The sequence below is a fragment of the Enterococcus sp. DIV0175 genome (assembly GCF_050529075.1).
Lineage (GTDB): Bacteria > Bacillota > Bacilli > Lactobacillales > Enterococcaceae > Enterococcus_B > Enterococcus_B thailandicus.
Genome location: NZ_CP172880.1, coordinates 327,984 through 351,182 on the forward strand (window position 1 = coordinate 327,984; position 23,199 = coordinate 351,182).

The window sequence follows — 23,199 nt, forward strand, 5'->3', positions numbered from 1 at the left end:
GGAAAAACCATGTTCTCAAAGAAAACACGACAAGCAAGTATTCAAGCAATGCAAAAAGAAGAGTTGGATTTACTCATCATTGGTGGTGGGATTACTGGTGCTGGGGTAGCAGTGCAAGCTGCTGCGGCTGGCATGAAGACTGGTTTAATCGAAATGCAAGATTTTGCTGAAGGAACTTCTTCACGTTCAACTAAACTAGTTCATGGTGGAATTCGTTATTTGAAAAATTTTGATGTCGAAGTTGTAGCAGACACAGTTACTGAACGTGCTGTGGTACAGCAGATTGCACCACACATTCCTAAGCCAGATCCAATGCTACTACCTATTTATGAAGATGAAGGTGCAACGACTTTCAATATGTTTTCTGTCAAAATTGCTATGGATTTATACGATCGTTTGGCTAATGTGATTGGGACAAAGTATGAAAATTATACATTGACGCCAGATGAAGTTTTAAAACGTGAACCATTTTTGAAAAAAGAGGGGTTGTTAGGTGCGGGCGTGTACCTTGATTTTCGTAACAATGATGCACGATTAGTCATTGACAACATCAAAAAAGCAGCTGAAGATGGTGCTTACTTGGTAAGTAAAATGAAAGCGGTTGGCTTTTTGTATGAAGGAAATCAAATCGTTGGCGTTAAAGCAAGAGATTTATTGACCGACGAAGTAGTTGAAATCAAAGCAAAAGTTGTAATCAATACAAGTGGGCCTTGGGTCGATAAAGTTCGTAATATGAATTTCTCTCGGGCAGTTGTACCAAAAATGCGTCCGACAAAAGGGATTCATCTAGTTGTTGATAGCAAGAAATTACCAGTACCACAACCAACTTACTTTGATACTGGCAAGCAAGATGGTCGAATGGTCTTCGCTATTCCTCGTGAAAACAAAACGTATTTTGGAACAACAGATACGGATTATCAAGGAGAATATACTGATCCAAAAGTAACACAAGAAGATGTTGACTATCTTTTAGATGTTATCAATCATCGTTATCCAGAAGCAGCGATTACTTTAGATGATATTGAAGCAAGCTGGGCGGGATTGCGTCCATTATTGATTGGTAATTCTGGTTCAGATTACAATGGTGGCGATAATGGTTCCATCTCAGATAAAAGTTTTAATCAAGTGATTGATGCAGTAACTCAATTTAAAGAAAATCAACTTTCTCGAATTGAAGTCGAAGATGTCTTGAATCATTTAGAAAATAGTCGTGGCGAAAAAGATTTAGCACCATCTGCCATTTCTCGAGGAAGTTCTCTTGAAATCGAACCAGATGGATTAGTAACTTTGTCAGGTGGGAAAATTACCGATTACCGCAAGATGTCTGAAGGGGCATTGACCTTGATTCGCAAACTATTACAAGAAAAATATGACTTGACCTTCAAAGAAATTGATTCAAAAACCTATGCTATTTCCGGTGGCGATTTTGATCCAACAAAACTAGAAGAAACAGTCGAAGAATTAGCAAAAAGCGGTGTGGAAGCTGGCTTGTCTGAAGAAGATGCACGTTATATCGCTGATTTTTATGGGACGAATGCTAAACGAATCTTTGAATTAGCTAAAGAAATGACACCATATGCTGGGTTGAGTTTGGCAGAATCTGCTCGGTTACGTTATGGGTTAGAAAATGAAATGGTTTTAACACCAGGTGATTACTTCATCCGTCGAACAAACCATCTGTTGTTTGAACGCGATCAGTTAGATGAATTAAAACAACCTGTGATTGACGCAATTGCTACTTATTTCAACTGGTCTGAAGAAGAAAAAGAACAAGAAACAAGTCGCTTCAATCAATTGGTCGATGAGTCAGATTTACGTGAATTAAAGGAGGAGAATAAATGAGCGCAGAAATGACCCAAATCATGGGAGAGTTTATTGGTACGTTGATTTTAGTATTACTTGGTGATGGTGTCTGTGCAGCTGTTAACTTGAACAAAAGTAAAGCACAAGCGTCTGGTTGGATCGTCATTGCTTTAGGCTGGGGGATGGCAGTAACGATGGCTGTTTATATTTCTGGGTTTATGGGACCAGCCCACTTAAACCCTGCAGTTAGTATTGCAATGGCGATGACAGGTGCAATCGGTTGGAATCTTGTTTTTCCATTCATTATTGCTCAAATGTTAGGTGCATTTCTTGGTGCAGTATTAGTATGGCTATCTTACTTACCACATTGGGAAGCAACGAAAGATCAAGGTGCTATTTTAGGAACGTTTGCCACTGGACCAGCAATTAGAAATTATCCTGCAAACTTTATTACAGAGTTGATTGGGACCTTTGTTTTAGTTTTAGGTCTACTAGCATTTGGTGAAAATACATTTGCTGCTGGAACGAACGTATTTGCTGTTGGAGGCTTGATTTTAGCAATCGGTCTATCACTTGGTGGACCTACGGGATATGCAATCAATCCAGCTCGTGACTTGGGTCCGCGTATTGCTCACGCCGTGTTACCAATTGGTAATAAAGGAACTTCGGACTGGGCGTATTCTTGGGTACCAGTTCTTGGACCAGTTGTTGGTGCCATCGTAGCTGTCGGTGTCTTTTCATTGATGGTTTGATTATTAGACAAATTAAATCGTGAATCTTTATCAGTGTGAGGTGAAAATTTGCCTCACACTTTTTTTGCGGACAAGCATTTTATTTTAACTTACAAAAAGTAAGCTGTATACTGGATGTAATCAAATAAATAGAAAAAGAGGATAGAGCGATGGCAATTTTAATACCAGATTTTCAATTAACAGCTACGGCACACATCGGAGTAGTTGCATTAAATGTTTCAAACTTAGTAAAAATGACTGATTTCTATGAACGTGTCATCGGATTAACGTTACTTGAATCAACAGAAAATCAAAGTGTTTTGGGCGTGAAAGATCAAGCGCTATTGATTTTAACCAAAATCGAAAATCCATTACCCGTTACTCGAAAAACTGGGTTATATCATGTCGCGTTTTTATTACCTACACGAGAAGCGTTGGGTGATGCTTTACTTCACTATTTACAAATCGAAGCGCCGATTGCGGGTGCTAGTGACCATGGGTATAGCGAAGCATTGTATCTAACTGATCCCGAAGGAAATGGCATCGAAGTTTATCGAGATAAACCGATGAGTGAATGGATGATTAAAGAAGATGGTGAAATCGTCGGAGTAACGGAAGAGTTGGATGGCGATGGTGTACTGGAAGCAGCTAGCCGGCACTGGCAAGGCTTTCCTAAGGGTACGATTGTAGGTCATGTTCATTTAAAAGTTAGTGATTTAGACCAAACACAAACATTTTTTACAGAAGTGCTCGGTTTGAGTTTGAAAAATGATTTTGGTAACCAAGCAAAATTTTTTGCGGCAGGTTCTTATCATCATCATATTGGTAGCAACATTTGGTTAGGAACACATATCCCAGCGATGGAGCCCAATGATCTTGGCTTAAATTACTATACGTTTGAAGTACCACTAGCTGAATTGACTCGTCTAGAGAAACATTGGAAAACAAAAACAATCGACTATGAAAAAAATGAAGAAGGACAATTGATTCTTTTTGATCCAAATGGAATTCAAGTCAGAATCACTGGCAGAAATCCACAGATTGATGCATAAAATTGACAAACTAAAATTCGCTTGCTATATTTAAGTAGAAAATAAATAAACCTAGATGAATGGGGAATTTTTGTGAGTGTAGCAGGTATCTAATTAGTAAGTTGAATAACCAATGAACCACTAGAGGTTTATTTGGTGTGCTTATGAGTGATACCTGTCAGAAGAACATACTTTTTGACCTTTTAAGGATGGGACACAACTTCTAAGCTGTGTTGCGTCCTTTTTTTGTACGAAAAAAGACGTCATAAGCGAATGTGGGTTGCGTTGCTCCAATGAGTTTTGAAAAGGGCTTGAAGTAAGTGTTTATTTTGTGCAATGAAATGTTTCTAGGTGTTTATTTATTTTGAGACGGGTATCTCTTCGCAGAAAAGGAGAGAATATGAATAATCAAATGATTGAAAAACTACAATTTAATGAAATCAAAGAAGAAGTAAAAAAACGTGCGATTGGGCAATACACCAAGGAGCGAATTGAACAAACAACTGTTCAAACAAATTTGCAAACTGTTCAGGTTTGGCAAATCGAGACAAAAGAAGCACGAATGATTTTGGAAAGTAACCAACATGTACCATTTATGGGACTTAGTCGAATTGGTTATTTAACAGATCAAGTAAAAAAAGGCTTGGTTTTAGCACCCGCAGACTTGGTTGAATATGCTGATTTTTTGAGAAGTAGTCGAATGATTACGAAGTTTTTTGAGAAAAATCAATATCAAACACCCACTTTACATGTGTATAGTAATCATTTGCCAGATTTATTGCCAGTTGAAGAAATGATTTATCAAAAAATAACTAATCAACAAGTAAGCAATGACGCTTCACGAAATTTAAGAAAAGTACGAAAACAATTACAGAATTTAGAAAAAGAAATTCAAGAACGCTTACTAAAAATTTTACGGCATCCGAATCATAAAGAAATGATTCAAGAGGCAATGATTGTTCAAAAGGGTGAGCATTACACGATTCCAATCAAGGCAAGTTATAAAAATAAATTTTCAGGAACGATTATTGAACAATCAAATAAAGGAACGACTGTTTTTATCGAACCCACGGTTATCGCTAAGTCAAACGAGCAGTACCAGTTGCTGAAAGCAGAAGAAATTGCGGAAGAATACCAAGTGTTAGCTGAACTAACCGGGTTACTAGCAGAAGAAGAGCAAGCAATCAGTTTGATTATTGAAACAATTACAGCGTTAGATATCATTTTTGCCCGCGCGAAGTATAGCCGTGAATTACAAGGAATCACGCCACGCGTCAATAAGTCAGAACGAATTTCAATCAAGCAAGGAAAACATCCTTTCTTAGCTGAAAATGCAGTACCATTAGACTTTGAGTTAGGAATTGATTATCGTGGATTGGTGATTACAGGCGCGAATGCTGGTGGGAAAACAGTTGTATTAAAAACAGTAGGATTATTTACATTGATGGCGATGTTTGGTTTGCAAGTTCCAGCACAAGAAGGAACCGAACTTGCTATTTTCGATGAATTATTCGTAGACATTGGCGATCAACAAAATTTAGAAAATGCGTTGAGTACTTTCTCAGGTCATATGCAAAACATTGCAGAAATTCTAAAAAGGGTGAACAGAAATACGTTAGTTTTACTTGATGAAATTGGCAGTGGAACAGAACCAAATGAGGGTGCGGCACTAGCTGTTGCGATTATGGAAACAATGTATGAGCAAGGTGCCTTGTTAGTTGCGACGACCCATTATGGTGAAATCAAAAAGTTTGCTAAGGAGCATGAAGATTTTATTCCTGCAGCGATGGCATTTGATAGAGATGCTTTACAACCGAAATACTTATTACAAGTAGGTGAAACAGGGGATAGCCAAGCGTTGTGGATTGCGAAAAAAATGAAGATGTCTTCCAAACTGATCGATCAAGCACAAACGTATATCCAACAAAAAACGTATCAAACAAAGAAAAAAGACTTTGCTGATTTGGGTCAAATCTTTGAGAATAAAAAGAACGAATTAGCTAAACGGCATTTTGAAAAAGGGGATCGTGTATGGCTAACAGAACATCAAAAAGAGGGACTAGTATTTGAAGATGACGGTTCAGAAAAAGTAATGATTTATTTCAACAACGAAAAGATAGCAGTTCTTCGTCAACGTGTGCAGTTCAGACGAAGTGCAAGTGAACTATATCCTGAAGGTTACGATTTAGATAGTTTGTTTATTGATTTTAAAACGAGAAAAAAACAACGTGATTTAGAAAGAGGATCAAAAAAGGCGCATAAAGAGTTGCTGAAAGAAATGCGTACGCGACAGCATCAAAAGAGAAAAGAAACAGATAGTTACTATCACTAAGAAGCGTAATCCACTACGGTAGTGTTTTAGTAGAGCTTAAGTTAAAATAAAATGGAACAAGTTTTGATAAAGGAGTTGTTAACAGATGAAAATTACGCAAAATTGGCGAGAAGAAATCAAAACAATTCCCAATGGGCTTTCGCTTTTTCGAATCGTTTTGTTGCCGGTATATCTTTATTTTGTTTGGCAACGTTCCTTTTATTTGGCAGGGTTAGTGATTGCTGTCTCAGGATTAACTGATTTTTTGGATGGTTATATCGCGCGCCGTTTCAACCAAATTACTGAATTAGGGAAATTATTAGATCCTTTGTCTGATAAACTTACTCAATTTGTATTGATTTTATCAATGGCATGGTATCGACCATGGATCTGGTTATTGCTGGGGTTATTTGTGATCAAAGAAGGCTTTATGATGATTGCAGGAATAATTGGACTGAAACATGGGGTAAAATTAAGTGGAGCCAAATGGTATGGAAAATTGGCGACAGCAGTGATTTATTTAGGGATGGTAATCTTATTAGTATTCCCTCAATTGGCGGAAACGTGGGTAAGTGTAATCTTCGGTGTAATTGCTATATGCTTGATGTTGTCGTTTGTTCTATATGCCTTAGAGTATCGAAAAATGTTACGTTCGACTAAACTTAACTGAATGTTTTATGAGAAGGTTGTGGCGCAAAGCGTCAAGCTTCAAGCAATAAGGATGCTTTTCTAAAAATAGCTTTCCATATTTTTAAGAAGAGAAGACTTATTGCCGAAGAAGTTGCTTTGGGAACACCGTGAATAAAGGTTGTGGCGCAAAGCGTCAAGCTTCAAGCAATAAGGATGCTTTTCTAAAAATAGCTTTCCATATTTTTAAGAAGAGAGGACTTATTGTCGAAGAAACTGCTTTGGGAACACTATTTATTCGGAAGAAAAGGCTGTGACAAAATATTGTCATAGCCTTTTTTTGTGGAGAGGAACCAACAATCTTTATTTTTTAATAATCATATTGATTGCTTGTTCTAGTTTTTTTGACTGTTCTTCAGGATTGGTTTCAGGGTTTTCAAAACAATTTTTAAGATTGTCGGCAACAATCATTCCCATCACCCGATCAATACTTGAGCGGACGGCGGTTAGCTGAGTGATGACGTCAATGCACTCTTGTTCATTTTCAATCATTTTTTGAATGCCACGGATTTGTCCTTCGGTTCGTTTGAGACGATTCATGATTTTTTTGGTTTCTTTGGTTTCGTTTTCCAATGTGACGTCCTCCTTTGATGATAATAAATGAAATATACCTCAGGTAGGTATTTTTTGCAAATAAAAATCTTTTTTTCAAAGTTAACAAAATTGTTTTTCTTGACAGTTTTGAAATACTTCTGTTAAATATACCCCATGAGGTATATTTCTAAAAAAGAAAAGAGGGAAAGGAATGTTTTCATTTTTTAAGGTTATTCCGACAATCACTACGCAAGAATTGGCTGAAAAATTACCAACTAATCCTAAAATTGTTGATGTTCGGACAAGTTCTGAATACCGAGGGGGGCATATTCGACAAGCCAAAAATCTTCCTTTAGCGCAAATCAATAATTATCGCGGAAATCAAGAAGAAACGGTTTATGTGATTTGTCAATCTGGTATGCGGAGTAAACAAGCTGTTAAGAAGTTAAGAAAAGCGGGCTATTCTGCTGTGAATGTTCGTGGTGGTATGAATCAATGGCGTGGAACGAAAGTGAGAGGAAAGTAAAATGAAGATTGTTATTATCGGTGGTGTAGCTGGTGGGATGTCTGCTGCTACGAGATTAAGACGTTTGATGGAAGATGCAGAGATTATCGTATTTGAAAAGGGTCCATTTGTTTCGTTTGCAAACTGTGGATTACCTTACTTTGTTTCAGGAGAAATTGATGAGCGAGAAAAGTTATTGGTTCAAACACCAGAAGCATTGGCTGCTCGTTTTCGCTTAGATGTCCGACCAAATCATGAAGTAGTGAACATTTCTCCAGAAGAGAAGCAGGTAGAAGTGGTAGCAAATGGACAGAAAGAAACGGTTGAATATGATGCACTGATTCTATCTCCAGGGGCAAAACCATTTGTTCCTAATATTTCGGGAATTTCAACAGCTGAAAATGTTTTTTCAATCAGAAATGTACCTGATATTGACCGAGTAATGCGTGCATTGGAAGCGAAACCTCAAAAAGCGGTTGTTGTTGGTGCTGGTTTTATCGGTTTAGAGATGGCAGAAAATTTACAAAAGAGTGGACTGCAAGTCACGATTGTAGAGCAGGCGCTACACGTCTTACCAACGCTTGACGAAGAGATGGCAGTCTATGTCCAACAAGAATTAATTAAACAAGGTGTAGCAGTTTTAACAAGTCAATCAGTTGTAGGGTTTGAAGAAAAAGGGAAGAAACTTCGTTTAGCAAATGGTGAAACGTTAGCTTCTGATTTGACGATTTTATCAGTGGGTGTTCAACCAGAAAGTACGTTGGCTGAAAATGCTGGATTAAAACTGGGCTTACGTGGCGGAATCGTTGTGAATGAAAACTATCAAACAAGCAACCCTGCGATTTATGCTGTGGGTGATGCAATCGTAGTCAAACAGCAAATTACTGGTGAAGATGCACTGATTTCGTTAGCTTCTCCAGCCAATCGTCAAGGGCGTCAAGTTGCTGATGTTATTGCTGGGTTGCCGAGAACGAATCAAGGAAGTATTGGAACAGCGATTGTTCGAACGTTTGATTTAGCTGCAGGTTCAACTGGCTTGAGCGAAAAAAGTGCGAAAGCAGCTGGGTTGTCAGTGCAAGTGACACATGTGCTTGGAAAAAGTCATGCTTCTTATTATCCTGGTGCAACTGAGTTGTTGTTAAAATTAATTTTTAATCCAATGACTGGTGAAATTTATGGTGGGCAAGGTGTGGGTGTTGCAGGAGTTGATAAGCGTCTAGATATTTTGGCAACAGCAATCAAAGGACAACTGACGATTTTTGATCTACCTGAATTAGAATTTACGTACGCGCCACCGTTTGGTTCGGCAAAAGATCCAGTGAATTTATTAGGATATGCGGCGATGAATATCGCGGAAGGAGTGAGTGAAACGATTCAGTGGCACGAACTTGCAACAGAGCTAGAAAACGGGAAAATTCTTTTAGATGTGCGCGATGAAAATGAGCTAGCTCAAGGAAAATTTAAAGAAGCAATCACTATTCCACTAAATGATTTGAGAGAGCGTTTAGGTGAGTTGGATCAAGGTAAAGAATATATTGTGAGTTGTCATAGTGGATTGCGTAGTTATCTTGCGGAGCGTATTTTGAAACAAGCAGGCTTTAAAGTGAAAAATTTAGACGGTGCGTTTGCGCTGTATAAAATGGTGTTACCAGAGGAGATTAGTTATGTATAGAAGTATTGGTCCAGCAGAATTTTATCAAGAAACAAAAAAGAAAAGTATACCTGTTATTGATGTCCGTGAATCAGTTGAGTATCAAATGGGGCATGTGCCAAGCGCGGAATCATTTCCGTTAAGTGAGCTAGAAGCTGCCAGCTCACAGTTGAAAAAAGAGAAGACGTATTATGTCATCTGCCAATCAGGCGGACGTTCAGCAACTGCTTGTAATTGGTTAGCTTCACAAGGATTTGATGTTATCAATGTAATGGGGGGAACTTCAGCTTGGCCAGATCGTCTGGTTTAGATGGAACTGAATGATAGAATTTAGTGACTGCTTTTTTTGGGCATGTGATCTCAGTAAATGATCTCAGTAAATGATTTTAATTAGTGATTTAAATAAACAGTTAGCTGATAGCTACTCAATTTGATAATAGTGTAAGAGTGGATTGCTAGTAACTTGGTTTTATTAGACAGATTCCTTCGAATGTTTATGTTTCTTTTTCTTGATTTGTTTTATACTAAAACGAATATTGAAGAATAAGGACGGGATCCAGGCATGAAAAAATTTGTTACAAGTCTAGCAGTGACCGTTACTGCTTCGGGATTGTTTTTTTTAGCACAACCAGTCTTAGCAGAAACAACGGGAATAACACAAGCAACTAGCTCGACAAGTATCGAGGACACGGTGACAACGAGTGAGTCACAATCAGCAACACAACCAAATGAGTCAACAGAATCAATGATCACTTCTGATGAAATCGAAAATACAGAATCTTCAACACAGCGATTCGACCCTGATTGGTTTCAAAAGTTGGAAGAACGACGAAAAGAAATCGAACAGTCTTTAGAAGATGCTAAGAATCAATTGAAAGAAAATCAAGAAACAATTCATCAAGATTTGACTGAACTAAAAGAGAACGCACAAAAAAATCATGAACAATTGGAACAAAATTTAGCGCATGCACAAGAAATTGCTGATGCGACACAAAAAGATATTGACGGAAAAATTCAAAAAGCCAAAGAGATTCAAGAACAAATTCATTCATTGGGGACAGACGCATCTACTACTTTAACCAATACACAATCAGATATTGAAACAGCGAGTGCTGAAATTGATGCGAAAATTCAAGATGCACAAGCGGCGATTGAAGACGCAAAGGCAAAGAAAACAGATCTTGAGTCAAGTATCGGTCGAATCAAGTCTATTTTACACTCAGCTGGTTCTAACGTAGAAAACCAAGAAGTTTATGCGGCAGACACGAAACAAAGTGTGGAACCTTTAGCAGCTAGCTCTACGGTAAAAGAGTTACCTAAAACGAATGACGAACAATCAATTGGGTTAGCTGTTTTAGGATTAGGATTGGTTAGTTTCACAGCTATTTTAATGAAAAAAAGAGCCTGAATAGCTTTAGTTAGGCTAAGTAGGAAAAAATTGTTTCTAGTGTTTTAAACGAAAATATGCTAAAATAAGTATAGAAAAAGGAGTTGCGTCAACAACTCCCTAACAGCACCGTTTAAGACGGTGACCAGATTAATTTAACGAAAAAATAATTGTCCTGGTTAGAAGCAGTAGACGGTTATTTTTTTTTGTCTTGGTTGACTACTGCTAGGATGCCAAAAATGATCGTTGCGATTAACGAACCGAAACCGATCATTAGCTCCAAAGCTGATTCAACAGGCAAAAAGGCTTCTCCTCTCTCTGGATTTTGGAAGTACGCACATACGCATCCCCCCTCACTTTTAATTGGATAGCCACCGTCATAAACTCTACTGTCGTTTGTTAGTATACCATGTTCGTCAGGAAAAAAACTTGACTTTAAAATAATCCTGGATGTTTTTTTATAGCACATCCATTCACTTTTAGAAACAGAATAAAAGCATCGCTTTCTCAAAAATAGTCGTTCTTTTGAGAAGCGATGCTTTTGTCTCGTTCTAACTTGTAGAAAAGCTGTTTATCGGGTAGCTACAGCAGTTCCGCTACAAGTAACCATTAACATACCGTTGTCACTACCAAGAACCTCATAGTCCATTTTTACACCAATGATGGCGTTAGCGCCAAGAGTCTCCGCGCGACGTGCCATTTCAGCTAGCGCTTCTTCTCGAGCTTGTAATAGCTCATCTTCGTAGCTTTTTGAGCGTCCGCCAAATACATTTCGTAATCCTGCACCGATATCTTTAAACACGTTGATACCAGTAATTACTTCACCAAACACGATTCCTTTATAAGCCTCGATTGTTGTTCCTTCAACACTATTTGTAGTTGTTGTAATCAATTCGATCACTCCTTTCTTAGCAAAAGTATAGCAAATTTTTTAATAAAGCGCTCTTTTTCAGCGGAAGTGTTGAAAATCTAAGTAAAAATTGCAACTTTGACTCGAGCTGTTTACAATAAAACTGGTGACAGAAAGAGGTGCGCACATGGAATTGAATCAAGCTGATTTCCAATTATTTGATCGAGAAATATATACTTTCAAGCAATTAAAAGAACAGTATTCAACACAAGAAATCGAAGAAATCAAAGCAGATTATAAAAAACAGTGGCAAAAGTGGAAAACGTTACAGTTAGAAGTTGCAACAGCGTTACCTGTAGAATATGGGATGCAAAAACCCAAAGTTGAAAGTTGGACGAATGGCTGGAATTTACGAAGTCATTTTTGGAGTGCTTACCGCAGCGAAGATCGCCAGCGAGAAAATGCATGCTTGGCTGTGTTATTAAATAAAAAACAATTTCAAGTTTATTTGATGTTTCAACAGTATAAAAGTGAAGAGCGAAGTGGTGGAGTGGAAGAATACAATGAGTTGCTAGCTGCATTACCAGAATGGAGTAAACAAGTTGCGATAGAACGCTATTACATTTGGCCTCAAGTGGAACACGAGTTGGAGGATCACTTACCTTTGGCTACCTATTTAGCAGATTCGAAAGGGCAAGAAAAATTGAGAGAAGCAATGGGGAATCGTTCGTTTCAGATTGGTCGCTTGTTTTTTGAAACAGAGGCTCCAGTAGAAAATCTTGTAGCAGAAACAATCAAAGCGTTAAAAGAGTTAGCACCTTTGTATTTTGCATTAAAAAAATAAACCTGTCCCTGTCTTTTCTAGCAAGGCTTGTGAAAAAGTGTGTTAATTTTGAATGAAAATAATAGTAAAGAGGCGTATAATAAGCGAGCATTCATGATTAAAAAGGAGGATGTCAATGAAAGAATTGGATTTATCAAAGTCTTTGTTTGAACTAGTTTCCCTTTACCCCGAAGTAAAGGAATTGATGTATAGATTAGGTTTTGAAGCAATTGCAAAACCAGGAATGTTACAAACAGCGGGTCGTTATATGACGATTCCTAAAGGTGCAAAAATGAAAAAAATTCCTTTAGAAAAAGTGATCGGATTATTTGAAGAAAATGGATTTATTGTGAAAGGAGTAGAGTGATGGAGCGAACAAGACAGCAACGACAAGAACGCATTGTAGAAATTTTAACGTTGTTACATGAAGGTGGTTCGTTTGAAGCAGCGAAAGAATTGTTTAATCAAGAGTTTGACGGAGTGGATGTGACAGAAATCACAGCAGCTGAAAAAGCATTGATTCAGAGTGGCTTAAATCCACAAGAAATCCAACGATTATGTAACATTCATGCGGCAGTATTTAAGGGATCAATTAATGAGATTCATCGATCGAATTTGGAGCATGAACAACCTGGGCATCCTATTCATACGCTGAAGTTAGAAAATCAAGTGTTACAATCTTTGTTAACAGATGAAATTGATGACTTATTGTTAAAAATCAAAGCAGGCGATTGGACACAAAAAGAACGACTACTTAAAGCACTCAAGGATCTAAGACAAATTGATAAGCATTATGCACGTAAAGAAACATTGATTTTTTCTTACATGGAAAAATATGGAATTTCAGCACCACCCAAAGTGATGTGGGGTGTGGATGATGATATTCGCGACATGGTAAAAGCTTTGATTCAGCTAGCGGAAGACGAACGAGCAGCATATAACCCCATTGCTACCAAATGGGAAGAAACGAAAAACGAAATCGAGGAAATGATTTTTAAAGAAGAAGAAATCATGGCGCCGATGACGCTGGATGTCTTTAGTTTATCTGATTGGGAAAAAATCGCAGCAGATAGTTTTGATATTGGTTTTGCCTTTATTCCAGAACCGCTTCCTTGGAAACCGAGCCAAGAGGCATTGGAAAAAGAAAGCGAGCGCGAACCAGCTCGTCAGTTGGCAATCCAACAAGCAAAAGCAACCACAGACGGAATTGCCGAAAGCTTGTTGAACGAAACGGATAGCGTACCAGTATTTGTAGAAAAACAAGACAAAGCCGAAATGAAAGAAGTTTCTGAGCCAATTGTCCTACCAACAGGAACGTTAAAACTGGAACAAATGATTGCAATGTTTCAAGTTCTACCCGTTGATTTAACCTTTGTGGATAACGACGATCGAGTACGCTTTTTCTCTGAAGGAAAAGAACGTGTTTTTCCACGAACGACGTCAGTGATTGGGCGAGAAGTAGTAAATTGTCATCCACCAAAGAGCATGCATATTGTGCAGCAAATCTTAGATGATTTTCGTTCAGGTGCCCGTTCTGAAGCCGAGTTTTGGATTGATATGCGTGGGAAAAAAATCTATATTCGCTATTTTGCGTTAAGAAACGAAGCAGACGACTATCTTGGTTGTTTAGAAGTAACCCAAGATGTGACACCAATCCAGTCACTTGAAGGACAAAAAAGATTATTGGACTAAAGCTAAGGATAAAAGGTTGTAATGAGTGTGACCGCTCATTGCAACCTTTTTTGTTTTCTTGATAGCTATCAATGTTTTTCGCTTCTCTTTTGATTATTCTGTTATTGAAAAGTAAAGGAGGAGTTAGAATGAATAGTCAAAAAATAATTTTAAGTCATAAAAAACAATTGATGGTAATTAGTGGGAGTTTCATCTTTTTAGCGCTTGTTGCTAAATTTTTTTCGTATCAAGAAGGGTATCGTTTAAGTATGGCGATTTCGGCTCTTTTTGGGATTTTACCAATTGGACTTCAAGCATACCAAGCAATTAAAGTGAAAGTTATCAGTATTGATCTGTTAGTAACAATTGCGATTTTTGGTGCGTTTGCGATTGGTGAGTATAATGAAGCTGCGATTGTTGCATTCTTGTTTTTATTTGGTCATTTTCTTGAACAAAAAACATTGGAAAAAACACGTTCTGCTATTCAAAGTCTTGTTCAATTAGCCCCGACGACAGCTTGGAAATTTTTTGAAGACACGGTGGAAAAGATTCCGATTGATGAGGTCGAGGAAGATGATTTGTTATTAGTTAAAACTGGTGCCCAAGTTCCAGTAGATGGGGTAGTTATAGAAGGTGAAGGCTCAATTGATGAATCAAGCGTTACCGGTGAAGCGCAGCGAGTAGCAAAAAAAGCCAAGGATCAAGTGTTTGCTGGAACAATTTTAGAAAATGGAACATTGAAAGTACAGGCAATGCGAGTCGGTGAAGAGACAACTTTTGGGAAAATTATTGAACTAGTTGAAGAAGCACAAGATGCTAAATCAACAACTGAACGATTTATTGACCGATTTGCAACATACTACACACCGTTTGTGTTGATTCTTGCACTTTTAATTGGGGTGTTTTCTAAAGATATTCGTTTGGCAATCACAATTTTAGTTTTAGGATGCCCAGGAGCGTTAATCATAGGTGTTCCTGTCTCCAATGTTGCTGGAATTGGGAACGGTGCAAAAAACGGTGTGCTGGTCAAAGGTAGCGAAGTAATGCAAGTGTTTAGCCGAGTAGATACCATGGTTTTCGATAAAACAGGAACGTTAACTAATGGAAAACCAAGTGTTTCAAGTGTTAAGTCTTATGGTCAATCAGCGACGAATGTTCTGCCATTCGTCGCTAGAATCGAGCAAGAATCAGATCATCCTTTGGGACAGGCAATTGTAAAGTATGTGGAAAAACAGATGGGAAATATTGAACAGTACCAAGTAACAAATACCACTGTAATCAAAGGAAAAGGAATTATTGCGACAGTAGCAGGAGAAAAACTATTTATAGGTAATCGCCAATTGTTAAGCGATCAAGCTATCTCTCTGTCAGAGGTTGAAGCAGACGAGCAACGACTACAACAAGAAGGTAATTCTTTAGTATTTGTGGCAACAAAAAATGAGGTCGTCTTATTGATTGGAATCAAGGATCAACTTCGTGAGGGCGTCAAAGAAACTTTACAGAAACTGCAAGAAAAAGGGATCAAACGGCTCGTGATGTTATCTGGTGATAATCAACTGACTGCTGAAAGCATAGGAAAAGAAATCGGTCTGTCGGAAATACATGGAAACCTATTACCAGAAGAAAAAGCAAACTATATCAAAAAAATACAAAAAGAGGGTCAAGTAGTTGCTTTTGTTGGTGATGGAATCAATGACAGCCCTTCTTTAGCGATTGCAGATATTGGAATTGCAATGGGGAACGGGACAGATGTTGCGGTGGAAACTTCCGATATTGTGTTGATGCAGTCTGATTTTAAAAAATTGCTTTATGCGTTTGATTTAACCAAAAAATCAGTTTTGAATATGAAAGAAAATATTGGGATTGCGTTAGGAACAGTTTTATTCTTACTAATCGGATTGATTTTCGGCTATGTCTATATGGCGAGTGGTATGTTATTTCATGAATTAAGTATTCTACTAGTCGTTTTTAATGGTATGCGTTTATTATCTTATCGGCAAAAAAAGAAAAAACTTGATAGAAATCAATTATTTAAAGAAACAGAGGAATTAAACTAGAGATGTAGTGAAAGGGAGGATTTATCATGAAAAAAGTAATTATCCAATTAGGAACACTGACTTGTCCATCTTGTATGCAAAAAATCGAACAAGGACTTAGTCAACAAACTGGTGTTGAAAAAGTAAAAGTTTTGTTTAATGCCAGCAAAGTAAAAATTGAAATAAATGAAAAAGACATTCAACCAGAAGATTTAAGCAAGAAAATCGAAGCGTTAGGTTATGATGTCGAAGGAATGAAAGTAAAGGAGTTAGCTTAAGATGAATTCAATTCAAAAATATGAACAAGAAAAACTTCAAAGTGAACAAGATCATCATACGCCAACTGCTGCAGCAATGATTAGTCATATTCTGTCTAACTTAGTTATTCATCGTACAAAACTTAAACAGATAAGAGCGTACCTTAAAGGTAACCAACGTAGTTATTTAGAAACCAAGTTACCAACAATCATCGCGAAAGAAGATGAGTTGTTTGACGAATTAAGTCAATTGGTATTAGATGAAGGGGAACTCATTCCAACAACGACTACGGAATTTGTCGATTATACAATGATTAAGGAAAGTGGTCAGCTGAAATATGAATCTCCTGAAAAAATGTTGACCGAGATGGTCGCTGATTTTGCAACTCAAAATTTATTTGTTACTCGTGGAATTGTTTTAGCAGAAAAAGAAAATAAATATGGATTAGCAGAATGGCTCAAAGGATTATATGCTTGGCTTAATCACCAATTGTATACTTGGCAAAGTTATTTAGGAAATGATATTCGAGAAGGGTTAATGGAGGAAGAATAAGGAGGGAGTTACGTGGAACATCAACATTTGTGTGTCTCAGTCGTACCATTATTCAATCATCTGGCAGAAGCAGAACAACAAAAAATCCATGAATTAGTGAGCCACCGAAAGTTTAAGAAAGGTGAACAAATCTTTTCACCAGCTGACGAGGCTCAATTAGTGATTGTCGCTCAAGGAAAGTTGAAAGTGTACCAGCTTTCTTCTAGTGGAAAGGAGCAGTTGTTGCGTGTTTCTTTGCCAGGAAGTTATGAGGGAGAAAGCCAATTGTTTGGTGTTCCTAATGACTCCTTATTTGCTGAAGCATTGGAGCCCACAGAAATTTGCTTGTTAAGACAACGAGATTTTTCAAATTTGTTACTTCATTATCCAGAATTAAGCTTAAAGTTGTTAGAAATTAATGCAGAAAAAATGGCGAAGATTGAGCAACAAACACAATTTTTGATGATGGAAAAAGTGGAAGAACGCTTAGCCACGTATTTGCTTGACCTGTTTCAAGTAGAAGAAAATGTTCAATTAAACCTCCCGATGAAAATGAAAGAGTTAGCTGCTTTTTTGGGAACTACCCCTGAAACATTATCCAGAAAATTCAAGTTGTTGGAAAAACAACAACTAATTCAACGAAAAGGTCGAGTCATTGAACTGACTGACATCGAGGGATTAGAAGAACTGTAACTATTATTAGAATGTCAAAGAGAGGATGAATCCAAACTGATGGTTTGGACTCATCCTCTTTTTAATCGACAATCAAATCTCTTTGACGATAGCCAAGGGCACCTAAGCAAATCATACCTATACTAATGACCATTATCGTGCTAAACGTTGAAAAATCAAATGTTTCCACTGGCATCTTAGGAAACCAACTTTGGATGGCCGTTTTGGCAAACCAATCAGGCAAATTTAAAATTCCGCCGAAGTAATTCAGCATGAACGAATAACCTAAATAGATGTAACTAATTTTGCCGAGTTTGGGTGCCCAACCTAAGAACAATCCAGCTAACCCAATGAAAAACAAAATTGTCGGAAAAAGATTAAACCCAGCTGCTAAAAAAGTAGCTAGTGTCATTGGCGATGTGGCAGTCATCACTGACAATGCTGTTACCCCGAGAGAGCCCGCGCTCAACAAAGTTGCTAACACGCCGGCAATCACAGCCAAAATAATTGTGGTCCAATAAAATGTATTACGAGAAGTCTTAGTTGAAAACAATTGATCCAGGTGCCCGCGAGTTTCTTCTGAGAATAATTTATTCGTTAACGCAATTGGCAAAATGGCCGAAAGGCAAATTAAGACCATCATAATCGTGCTAGTAAATGATTCTTCTATAGAGGAACCTGATTGCATAAACATTTGTTTCATTAACTCATTACTTTCTAAAAAATCTTGCATATCGCCATAAATCGAACCATAAGCAGCACCCATGACAGTAAAAGCTACGAGCCAACTGATAATGACTCCTCGATTTAGACGGAAAAACAGACCGGGAACGGATAATAACGAGCGTTTGGCTCTTGCATGTCCCTCACTTTCTGGAAAATAACCAGAATTCAAATCACGATGTTCTTCTAATAAACCAGCACCAACGCTGATTACTATACTAAACAAAAGGAGGTAAAGGAGTGGAATCCAGTTATTTTTAGTAAAAGGATACGTTAAATAGGTCCAACCTAAAGGATTAAGCATGGACAAATCACTTTTGCTAACGTCAGTCCAGGCTCTCATTAAGTACATCAGACCTAATAGTGAAAGTGATGTGCCAGTCGCGCTTGAAGAAACCGGCATGAGTTGAGCAAAGAATAAAGCAATCACACCACCTAAAAAACCAGCAGCTCCCACGGAAAAACCAAACAGCAAGGATCCTTCCACTGTTATAGAAGAAGCTTGAAAGACAATCATAATTCCACCAGTGAGTCCTGCTAGTAACAAATTGATTAACAAAGTTTCAGCTAAAACAGCAAATGAATTGGCTTGTCGACCAACTCTGAAGGAACGAATCAATTCTGCTAAGCCAAGATCTTCTTCTTTTCTTGTATGGCCGACCACGTGTAAAATGGATAGCACAGCTGCAAATAACCCACAGAAAAGTAACATTTCGTTTGCGTACATCGCACCTAGTGTATAGTCAGCTGCTGAATGGACAGGTGAAGGTCCGACCATTGAAATCATCGCAGGGTTTTGCATCGTTTCATACATTCCTGTTAGACCATTTCCTTTTGCAATCTCTTCGAAGGCTGGAACATAAGCACCAGAAAATAAACCCAAACCAATGACCCAAAAACTTATTTTTTTCCAATCACGCTTGAGGTACTGCAAGAAAAGAACAGACCAACGTGAAAAACGTTCGTTCATAATAAAAAACCTCCCTGTGACTTAATTTTCATAATGACGCATAAATAAGTCTTCGAGTGTTGGTGGGACAGACTCAAACTTCTTCACTCCTAATTTTGTAGCGGCAAGTAAAATTTCATTGAGTTGTTCAGTATCCGCAGAAAAATGTGCTTGATTTTCTTTTTGAACAAAGTCGTGAACACCAGGCAAACTTGCAAGAGTTGCGACATCGCCTTGTGTTTCAATAGTGATTGTTGAGCGAGTCAAGTGTCTTAATTCGGCTAACGAACCTTCTTCGACAACTGTTCCTTGCCGGATAATAACAATCTTATCTGCCAAGCGTTCCACTTCACTGAGAATGTGTGAAGAAAGCAAGATTGCTTTCCCAGCACGTTAGATTTTTTCGACCTCTTCTTGAAATACTGCTTCCATTAACGGATCAAGACCTGAAGTTGGTTCGTCAAACAGATACAAATCAGAATCTACGGATAATGCAGCAATCAATCCAACTTTTTGGCGGTTCCCCTTTGAATAATTTTTGGCTTTTTTCTTAGGATCTAATTCAAAACGTTTAATCAACTCATCACGTTTTTCTTTGTTCCCATTTCCATGTAATTTCATAAATAAGTCAATGATTTCGCCACCAGTCAAACTTCCCCATAAAGCAACATCTCCTGGAACATACGAGAGACGTTCGTGAATGACAAGACTCTCTTTAAATACATCTTTGCCGAAAATTTCAGCTTGTCCGCCATCTTTACGAATGATTCCTAACAATGTTTTGATAGTTGTTGATTTTCCTGCCCCGTTTGGGCCGATAAAACCAACAACTTCACCAGCGTTCACAGAAAAAGACACGTCTTTTAGTGCTTCGAATTTTCCAAACTTTTTTTGTAAATGCTGTACCTTAACAACTTCTGACATCCCCAAGTCACTCCTTTCACATTCAACTACAGGTTCATGTTTGGTTAACTGTAGTGAATCTTGTCACTGATGATATTCCTTTTATTTTTCACTGTCAATAAAAATCATTGCGCAAATAAAACTAAAATACTATTGTTGGTTTAATTTTTTGGGTGTATAATGCCTTTAATTATAAAAATGAACTATTTCTGATAGTAAAGTTTAAAAAAGAGGTTGGTAGAATGAATGGTTTTGAAAAAAGAACAGAAGAAAAAAAGAAACAAATTGTTGAAGCAACATTCGATATAATCAACTCTGAAAATGGGTTGGCAGGTTTAACGATTGATGAAGTAATTGCTAGGACATCTGTTAGTAAAGCAACAGTTTTTAAGTACTTTGGAAACAAAGAAGCGTTAATTTATCAAGTATTCTTTGAGTTTATGGATGAGTTAAAAGATTCAGCAAAACGAATTATGGCACAAAATCTTTCGTTTGAAGAAACTTTAATCAAGATTAGTGAAAATAAGATTGATTACTTAAAACGAGTAGATCAACAATTTTATCTTGATTTAATGGCTTATTATACGAAAAGAAATAACCAACAATTTTCAGAAATGATGGACGAATATACGAAAGAGAGTTTAAACATGATGCTAGACCTTTTTTATCGTGGACGAAAAGAAGGAAAAGTGGACTTGAAATACTCAGATGAATTTTTGTTGCTGTACTTTCAAGCAATGATCGAAGGGATTTCTAAACCTGCTATTTATAGTAAATTATTACCTTACACAGCGGAGTGGACAGAGTTATTATTAAAAGGAATCTCGCCTAACAATTGAAATTGGTATAGATTGGTTTTGCGCGTTTTTATTTTTACAATCGAATATAAGTTTATTTTTAAGTATGAAAATAGCTGGATGAGGAGCATCTTTCTTGTTTGGTGAAATTTTCATGCTTTTTTTTATTTGGAGTGGTATACTTTATTTTGTTGATTTTTTATTTTTCATGAAAACTTTCCGAGAATGAAAATCAATAATAATTTGGACTAGATAAGGGAAATAAATGGTCTTTTTTTTTTTTGGGAGGAAGAGAATGAAAGCATATATGCAAAGGATGGGTCGCTCGCTAATGCTACCCGTTGCAGTTTTGCCAGCGGCATCACTTTTAGTTGGGATTGCGAATTGGATCGTAGGAATGGGGATCAGTAACGCGGGAACAACTTTTTTGATGAATGCTGGTTTAGCTATTTTAAATCATTTGGCTCTATTATTTGCTGTTGGGTTAGCGTTAGGAATGTCTAAAGATAAGGATGGCTCGGCTGCTTTAGCTGGTTTAGTTGCTTATTTAGTTCCACAAACTGTTTTAACTCCGCTTTCTGTTCAAGGATTGTTGGGCTTAACCAATCTTGTTGACGTCAATCCAGCGTTCAATAGTATGGATAACAATGTTTTTGTGGGAATCGTAGCTGGTTTAGTGGCTGCTGAAATGTACAATCGTTTTAGTCAAGTCAAGTTACCAATGGCTTTATCATTTTTCAGTGGGAAACGGTTGGTTCCAATTATGTCAGCATTAGGAATGTTGGTGGTTTCGGCTATTTTATTATTCATTTGGCCTAGTGTATATGATGTGTTAGTTGCATTTGGTAAAGGGATTTCTGGTTTAGGATTCATTGGCGCCGGCGTATATGGTTTGTTTAACCGTTTATTGATTCCTACTGGATTACACCATGCGTTGAATTCGGTTTTTTGGTTTGATGTAGCTGGAATTAATGACATTGGAAACTTCTTGGCCGGACAACAAGCGTTGGATACTGGCAAAGCAATTGTTGGACAAACGGGGATGTATCAAGCAGGATTTTTCCCTGTAATGATGTTTGGCTTACCAGCTGGAGCGTTAGCTATTTATCAAAGTGCTCGTCCTGAAAAGAAAAAACAAACGGCTTCCCTGATGCTTGCAGCAGGCTTTGCTTCATTTTTTACTGGCGTAACGGAACCATTAGAATTTTCATTTATGTTTGTTGCTTGGCCGTTGTATGTTTTGCATGCTATTTTTACGGGAATCTCATTGGCAGTTAGTGCCTTTTTCCATTGGACGGCAGGCTTTGCCTTCAGTGCAGGTTTTGTTGACTATTTTTTGTCATTGAAAAACCCAGTCGCAAATCAACCTTTGATGTTGCTTGTTCAAGGTGCTGCGTTTGCAGTTATTTATTATTTTGGGTTCCGATTTGCTATTCAAAAGTTCAATTTGATGACTCCGGGAAGAGAAGTGGGAACTGGAGAGGAAACACCAGAAGTTGCCACCGGAGAAGACAAGTTTTCACACCTAGCAACTGAAATTTATACAGCACTTGGTGGTAGTGACAATGTTCGAGTAATTGATAATTGTACCACCCGCTTACGTTTACAAGTAAAAGATACTGATCAAGTGAATCAAGAAAAAATCAAAGCAACCGGTGTTCCAGGAGTTAAAGTAATTGATGATACAAATATTCAAGTTATTGTTGGAACTGAGGTACAATTTGTTGCTGATGAAATGGGTAAACTACATGGACAATCAGCACCAGCTAAGAGGATGAACGTACCAAAACAATCATTTGAGGATGAAACGCCAGTTGATAAGGAAGTTGCAAAAACAAATGAGCTGTACGCTGTAGCAAATGGGAAATTGATTCCAATTAGTGAAGTTGCAGATGCGGTTTTTTCTGAAAAAATGATGGGAGATGGCTTTGCGGTTATCCCAACTTCAGGAGAAATTTTTGCACCGGTTTCTGGAACGATTGCAAGTATTTTCCCAACGAAACATGCTGTTGGTATCAAGACGGATAGTGGTATCGAAGTGTTGCTTCATATGGGAATCAACACGGTTGACTTAAAAGGAGAACCGTTTACGATCTATGTTGAGGAAGGTCAGCACATTGCGCGCGGACAATTGATTGCAGAAGTGGATCTAGCCATGTTAGCAGTGAATGAGAAAAAAACCGATATGATTGTTGTTTTCACAAACGGAGAAGCAATTGAAACAGTCATAGTAGACACGGTGACTTCTGTTCATGGAAATGAAGTAATCGGAAAAGTAGAAGCAAAATAAAAAAAGGGTGTGGCTCAAAGTAAATAGCTTCAAGCAATAAGGATTTTTTCTAGAAA

22 protein-coding genes and 1 pseudogene are annotated in these 23,199 nt (G+C 37.6%); 18 read left to right on the forward strand and 5 right to left on the reverse strand.

What is annotated here, in order from left to right; all coding sequences use genetic code 11:
• The first annotated feature begins 9 nt into the window (after nt 1-9).
• The 5 genes from glpO to IGJ76_RS01660 all read left to right on the forward strand — a co-directional run bounded on the left by glpO (nt 10) and on the right by IGJ76_RS01660 (nt 6,546).
• The gene (gene glpO / locus IGJ76_RS01640) at nt 10-1,842 is read left to right on the forward strand and encodes a type 1 glycerol-3-phosphate oxidase (protein ID WP_067481499.1); all 1,833 of its coding nucleotides are present in this window, start codon (nt 10-12) and stop codon (nt 1,840-1,842) included.
• The gene (locus tag IGJ76_RS01645; protein WP_067481497.1) at nt 1,839-2,555 is read left to right on the forward strand and encodes an MIP/aquaporin family protein; all 717 of its coding nucleotides are present in this window, start codon (nt 1,839-1,841) and stop codon (nt 2,553-2,555) included. Before glpO ends, IGJ76_RS01645 begins: the two co-directional genes overlap by 4 nt.
• Before the next feature lie 149 nt (nt 2,556-2,704).
• A complete protein-coding gene (locus IGJ76_RS01650; protein WP_067481495.1) occupies nt 2,705-3,586 on the forward strand; it encodes a VOC family protein in 882 nt (293 codons plus the stop codon).
• A 379-nt stretch (nt 3,587-3,965) separates the two neighbouring features.
• Nucleotides 3,966-5,897, forward strand: coding sequence for an endonuclease MutS2 (locus IGJ76_RS01655; RefSeq protein WP_430596694.1), 1,932 nt, complete (start codon nt 3,966-3,968; stop codon nt 5,895-5,897).
• Between the two features lie 85 nt (nt 5,898-5,982).
• A complete protein-coding gene (locus tag IGJ76_RS01660) occupies nt 5,983-6,546 on the forward strand; it encodes a CDP-alcohol phosphatidyltransferase family protein (RefSeq protein ID WP_218658060.1) in 564 nt (187 codons plus the stop codon).
• Nucleotides 6,547-6,866: 320 nt separating this feature from the next.
• Here IGJ76_RS01660 and IGJ76_RS01665 read toward each other — a convergent pair whose 3' ends face one another.
• Nucleotides 6,867-7,103: a metal-sensitive transcriptional regulator gene (locus tag IGJ76_RS01665; protein WP_067481516.1), complete on the reverse strand. Its 237-nt coding sequence runs from the start codon at nt 7,101-7,103 to the stop codon at nt 6,867-6,869.
• Between the two features lie 205 nt (nt 7,104-7,308).
• Here IGJ76_RS01665 and IGJ76_RS01670 point away from each other — a divergent pair, with 205 nt between their 5' ends.
• From IGJ76_RS01670 to IGJ76_RS01685, 4 genes are all read left to right on the forward strand, one after another.
• Complete coding sequence (locus IGJ76_RS01670) at nt 7,309-7,623, forward strand: rhodanese-like domain-containing protein (protein WP_067481490.1); 315 nt, start codon at nt 7,309-7,311, stop codon at nt 7,621-7,623.
• A gap of 1 nt (nt 7,624) precedes the next feature.
• Nucleotides 7,625-9,274 carry an FAD-dependent oxidoreductase gene (locus IGJ76_RS01675; protein WP_430596695.1) on the forward strand — a complete coding sequence of 550 codons (1,650 nt, stop codon included), beginning with the start codon at nt 7,625-7,627 and terminating at the stop codon, nt 9,272-9,274.
• Entirely contained in the window at nt 9,267-9,563 is a 297-nt protein-coding gene (locus IGJ76_RS01680; protein WP_095803389.1) for a rhodanese-like domain-containing protein, read from the forward strand. Before IGJ76_RS01675 ends, IGJ76_RS01680 begins: the two co-directional genes overlap by 8 nt.
• Before the next feature lie 252 nt (nt 9,564-9,815).
• Nucleotides 9,816-10,661, forward strand: coding sequence for an LPXTG cell wall anchor domain-containing protein (locus tag IGJ76_RS01685; RefSeq protein ID WP_067481484.1), 846 nt, complete (start codon nt 9,816-9,818; stop codon nt 10,659-10,661).
• Between the two features lie 175 nt (nt 10,662-10,836).
• Here IGJ76_RS01685 and IGJ76_RS01690 read toward each other — a convergent pair whose 3' ends face one another.
• Nucleotides 10,837-10,941, reverse strand: coding sequence for a putative holin-like toxin (locus IGJ76_RS01690; RefSeq protein WP_231885371.1), 105 nt, complete (start codon nt 10,939-10,941; stop codon nt 10,837-10,839).
• A gap of 270 nt (nt 10,942-11,211) precedes the next feature.
• A complete protein-coding gene (locus tag IGJ76_RS01695; protein ID WP_067481482.1) occupies nt 11,212-11,532 on the reverse strand; it encodes a putative heavy metal-binding protein in 321 nt (106 codons plus the stop codon).
• A gap of 145 nt (nt 11,533-11,677) precedes the next feature.
• Between IGJ76_RS01695 and IGJ76_RS01700 the strand changes: the two genes are divergently transcribed.
• The 7 genes from IGJ76_RS01700 (at nt 11,678) to IGJ76_RS01730 (ending at nt 17,502) form a co-directional block, all read left to right on the forward strand.
• Complete coding sequence (locus IGJ76_RS01700) at nt 11,678-12,334, forward strand: HI_0552 family protein (protein WP_067481480.1); 657 nt, start codon at nt 11,678-11,680, stop codon at nt 12,332-12,334.
• A gap of 115 nt (nt 12,335-12,449) precedes the next feature.
• Nucleotides 12,450-12,680: a DUF1858 domain-containing protein gene (locus IGJ76_RS01705; protein ID WP_067481478.1), complete on the forward strand. Its 231-nt coding sequence runs from the start codon at nt 12,450-12,452 to the stop codon at nt 12,678-12,680.
• Nucleotides 12,680-14,005: a DUF438 domain-containing protein gene (locus IGJ76_RS01710; RefSeq protein WP_067481476.1), complete on the forward strand. Its 1,326-nt coding sequence runs from the start codon at nt 12,680-12,682 to the stop codon at nt 14,003-14,005. The genes IGJ76_RS01705 and IGJ76_RS01710 overlap by 1 nt, the downstream gene beginning before the upstream one ends.
• 128 nt (nt 14,006-14,133) lie before the next feature.
• The gene (locus tag IGJ76_RS01715) at nt 14,134-16,041 is read left to right on the forward strand and encodes a heavy metal translocating P-type ATPase (RefSeq protein ID WP_086270566.1); all 1,908 of its coding nucleotides are present in this window, start codon (nt 14,134-14,136) and stop codon (nt 16,039-16,041) included.
• A 26-nt stretch (nt 16,042-16,067) separates the two neighbouring features.
• Entirely contained in the window at nt 16,068-16,298 is a 231-nt protein-coding gene (locus tag IGJ76_RS01720; protein ID WP_430596696.1) for a heavy-metal-associated domain-containing protein, read from the forward strand.
• A gap of 1 nt (nt 16,299) precedes the next feature.
• Nucleotides 16,300-16,830, forward strand: a complete 531-nt coding sequence (locus IGJ76_RS01725) for a ferritin-like domain-containing protein (RefSeq protein WP_067481470.1) — start codon at nt 16,300-16,302, stop codon at nt 16,828-16,830.
• A 12-nt stretch (nt 16,831-16,842) separates the two neighbouring features.
• Nucleotides 16,843-17,502 (forward strand): Crp/Fnr family transcriptional regulator, encoded by a 660-nt coding sequence (locus IGJ76_RS01730; RefSeq protein ID WP_067481468.1) that lies wholly within the window; start codon nt 16,843-16,845, stop codon nt 17,500-17,502.
• Nucleotides 17,503-17,563: 61 nt separating this feature from the next.
• On the opposite strand, the gene IGJ76_RS01735 is transcribed toward IGJ76_RS01730, so the two are convergent.
• Nucleotides 17,564-19,174, reverse strand: a complete 1,611-nt coding sequence (locus IGJ76_RS01735) for an ABC transporter permease (protein ID WP_430596697.1) — start codon at nt 19,172-19,174, stop codon at nt 17,564-17,566.
• 21 nt (nt 19,175-19,195) lie between these two features.
• Nucleotides 19,196-20,077 (reverse strand): annotated as a pseudogene (locus tag IGJ76_RS01740) (ATP-binding cassette domain-containing protein).
• Between the two features lie 221 nt (nt 20,078-20,298).
• On the opposite strand from IGJ76_RS01740, the gene IGJ76_RS01745 reads away from it, so the two are divergent.
• Both IGJ76_RS01745 and nagE read left to right on the forward strand, forming a co-directional pair.
• Nucleotides 20,299-20,895, forward strand: a complete 597-nt coding sequence (locus IGJ76_RS01745) for a TetR/AcrR family transcriptional regulator (protein WP_430596698.1) — start codon at nt 20,299-20,301, stop codon at nt 20,893-20,895.
• 253 nt (nt 20,896-21,148) lie between these two features.
• Nucleotides 21,149-23,143 (forward strand): N-acetylglucosamine-specific PTS transporter subunit IIBC, encoded by a 1,995-nt coding sequence (gene nagE, locus IGJ76_RS01750; protein WP_270608007.1) that lies wholly within the window; start codon nt 21,149-21,151, stop codon nt 23,141-23,143.
• Nucleotides 23,144-23,199: the final 56 nt, after the last annotated feature.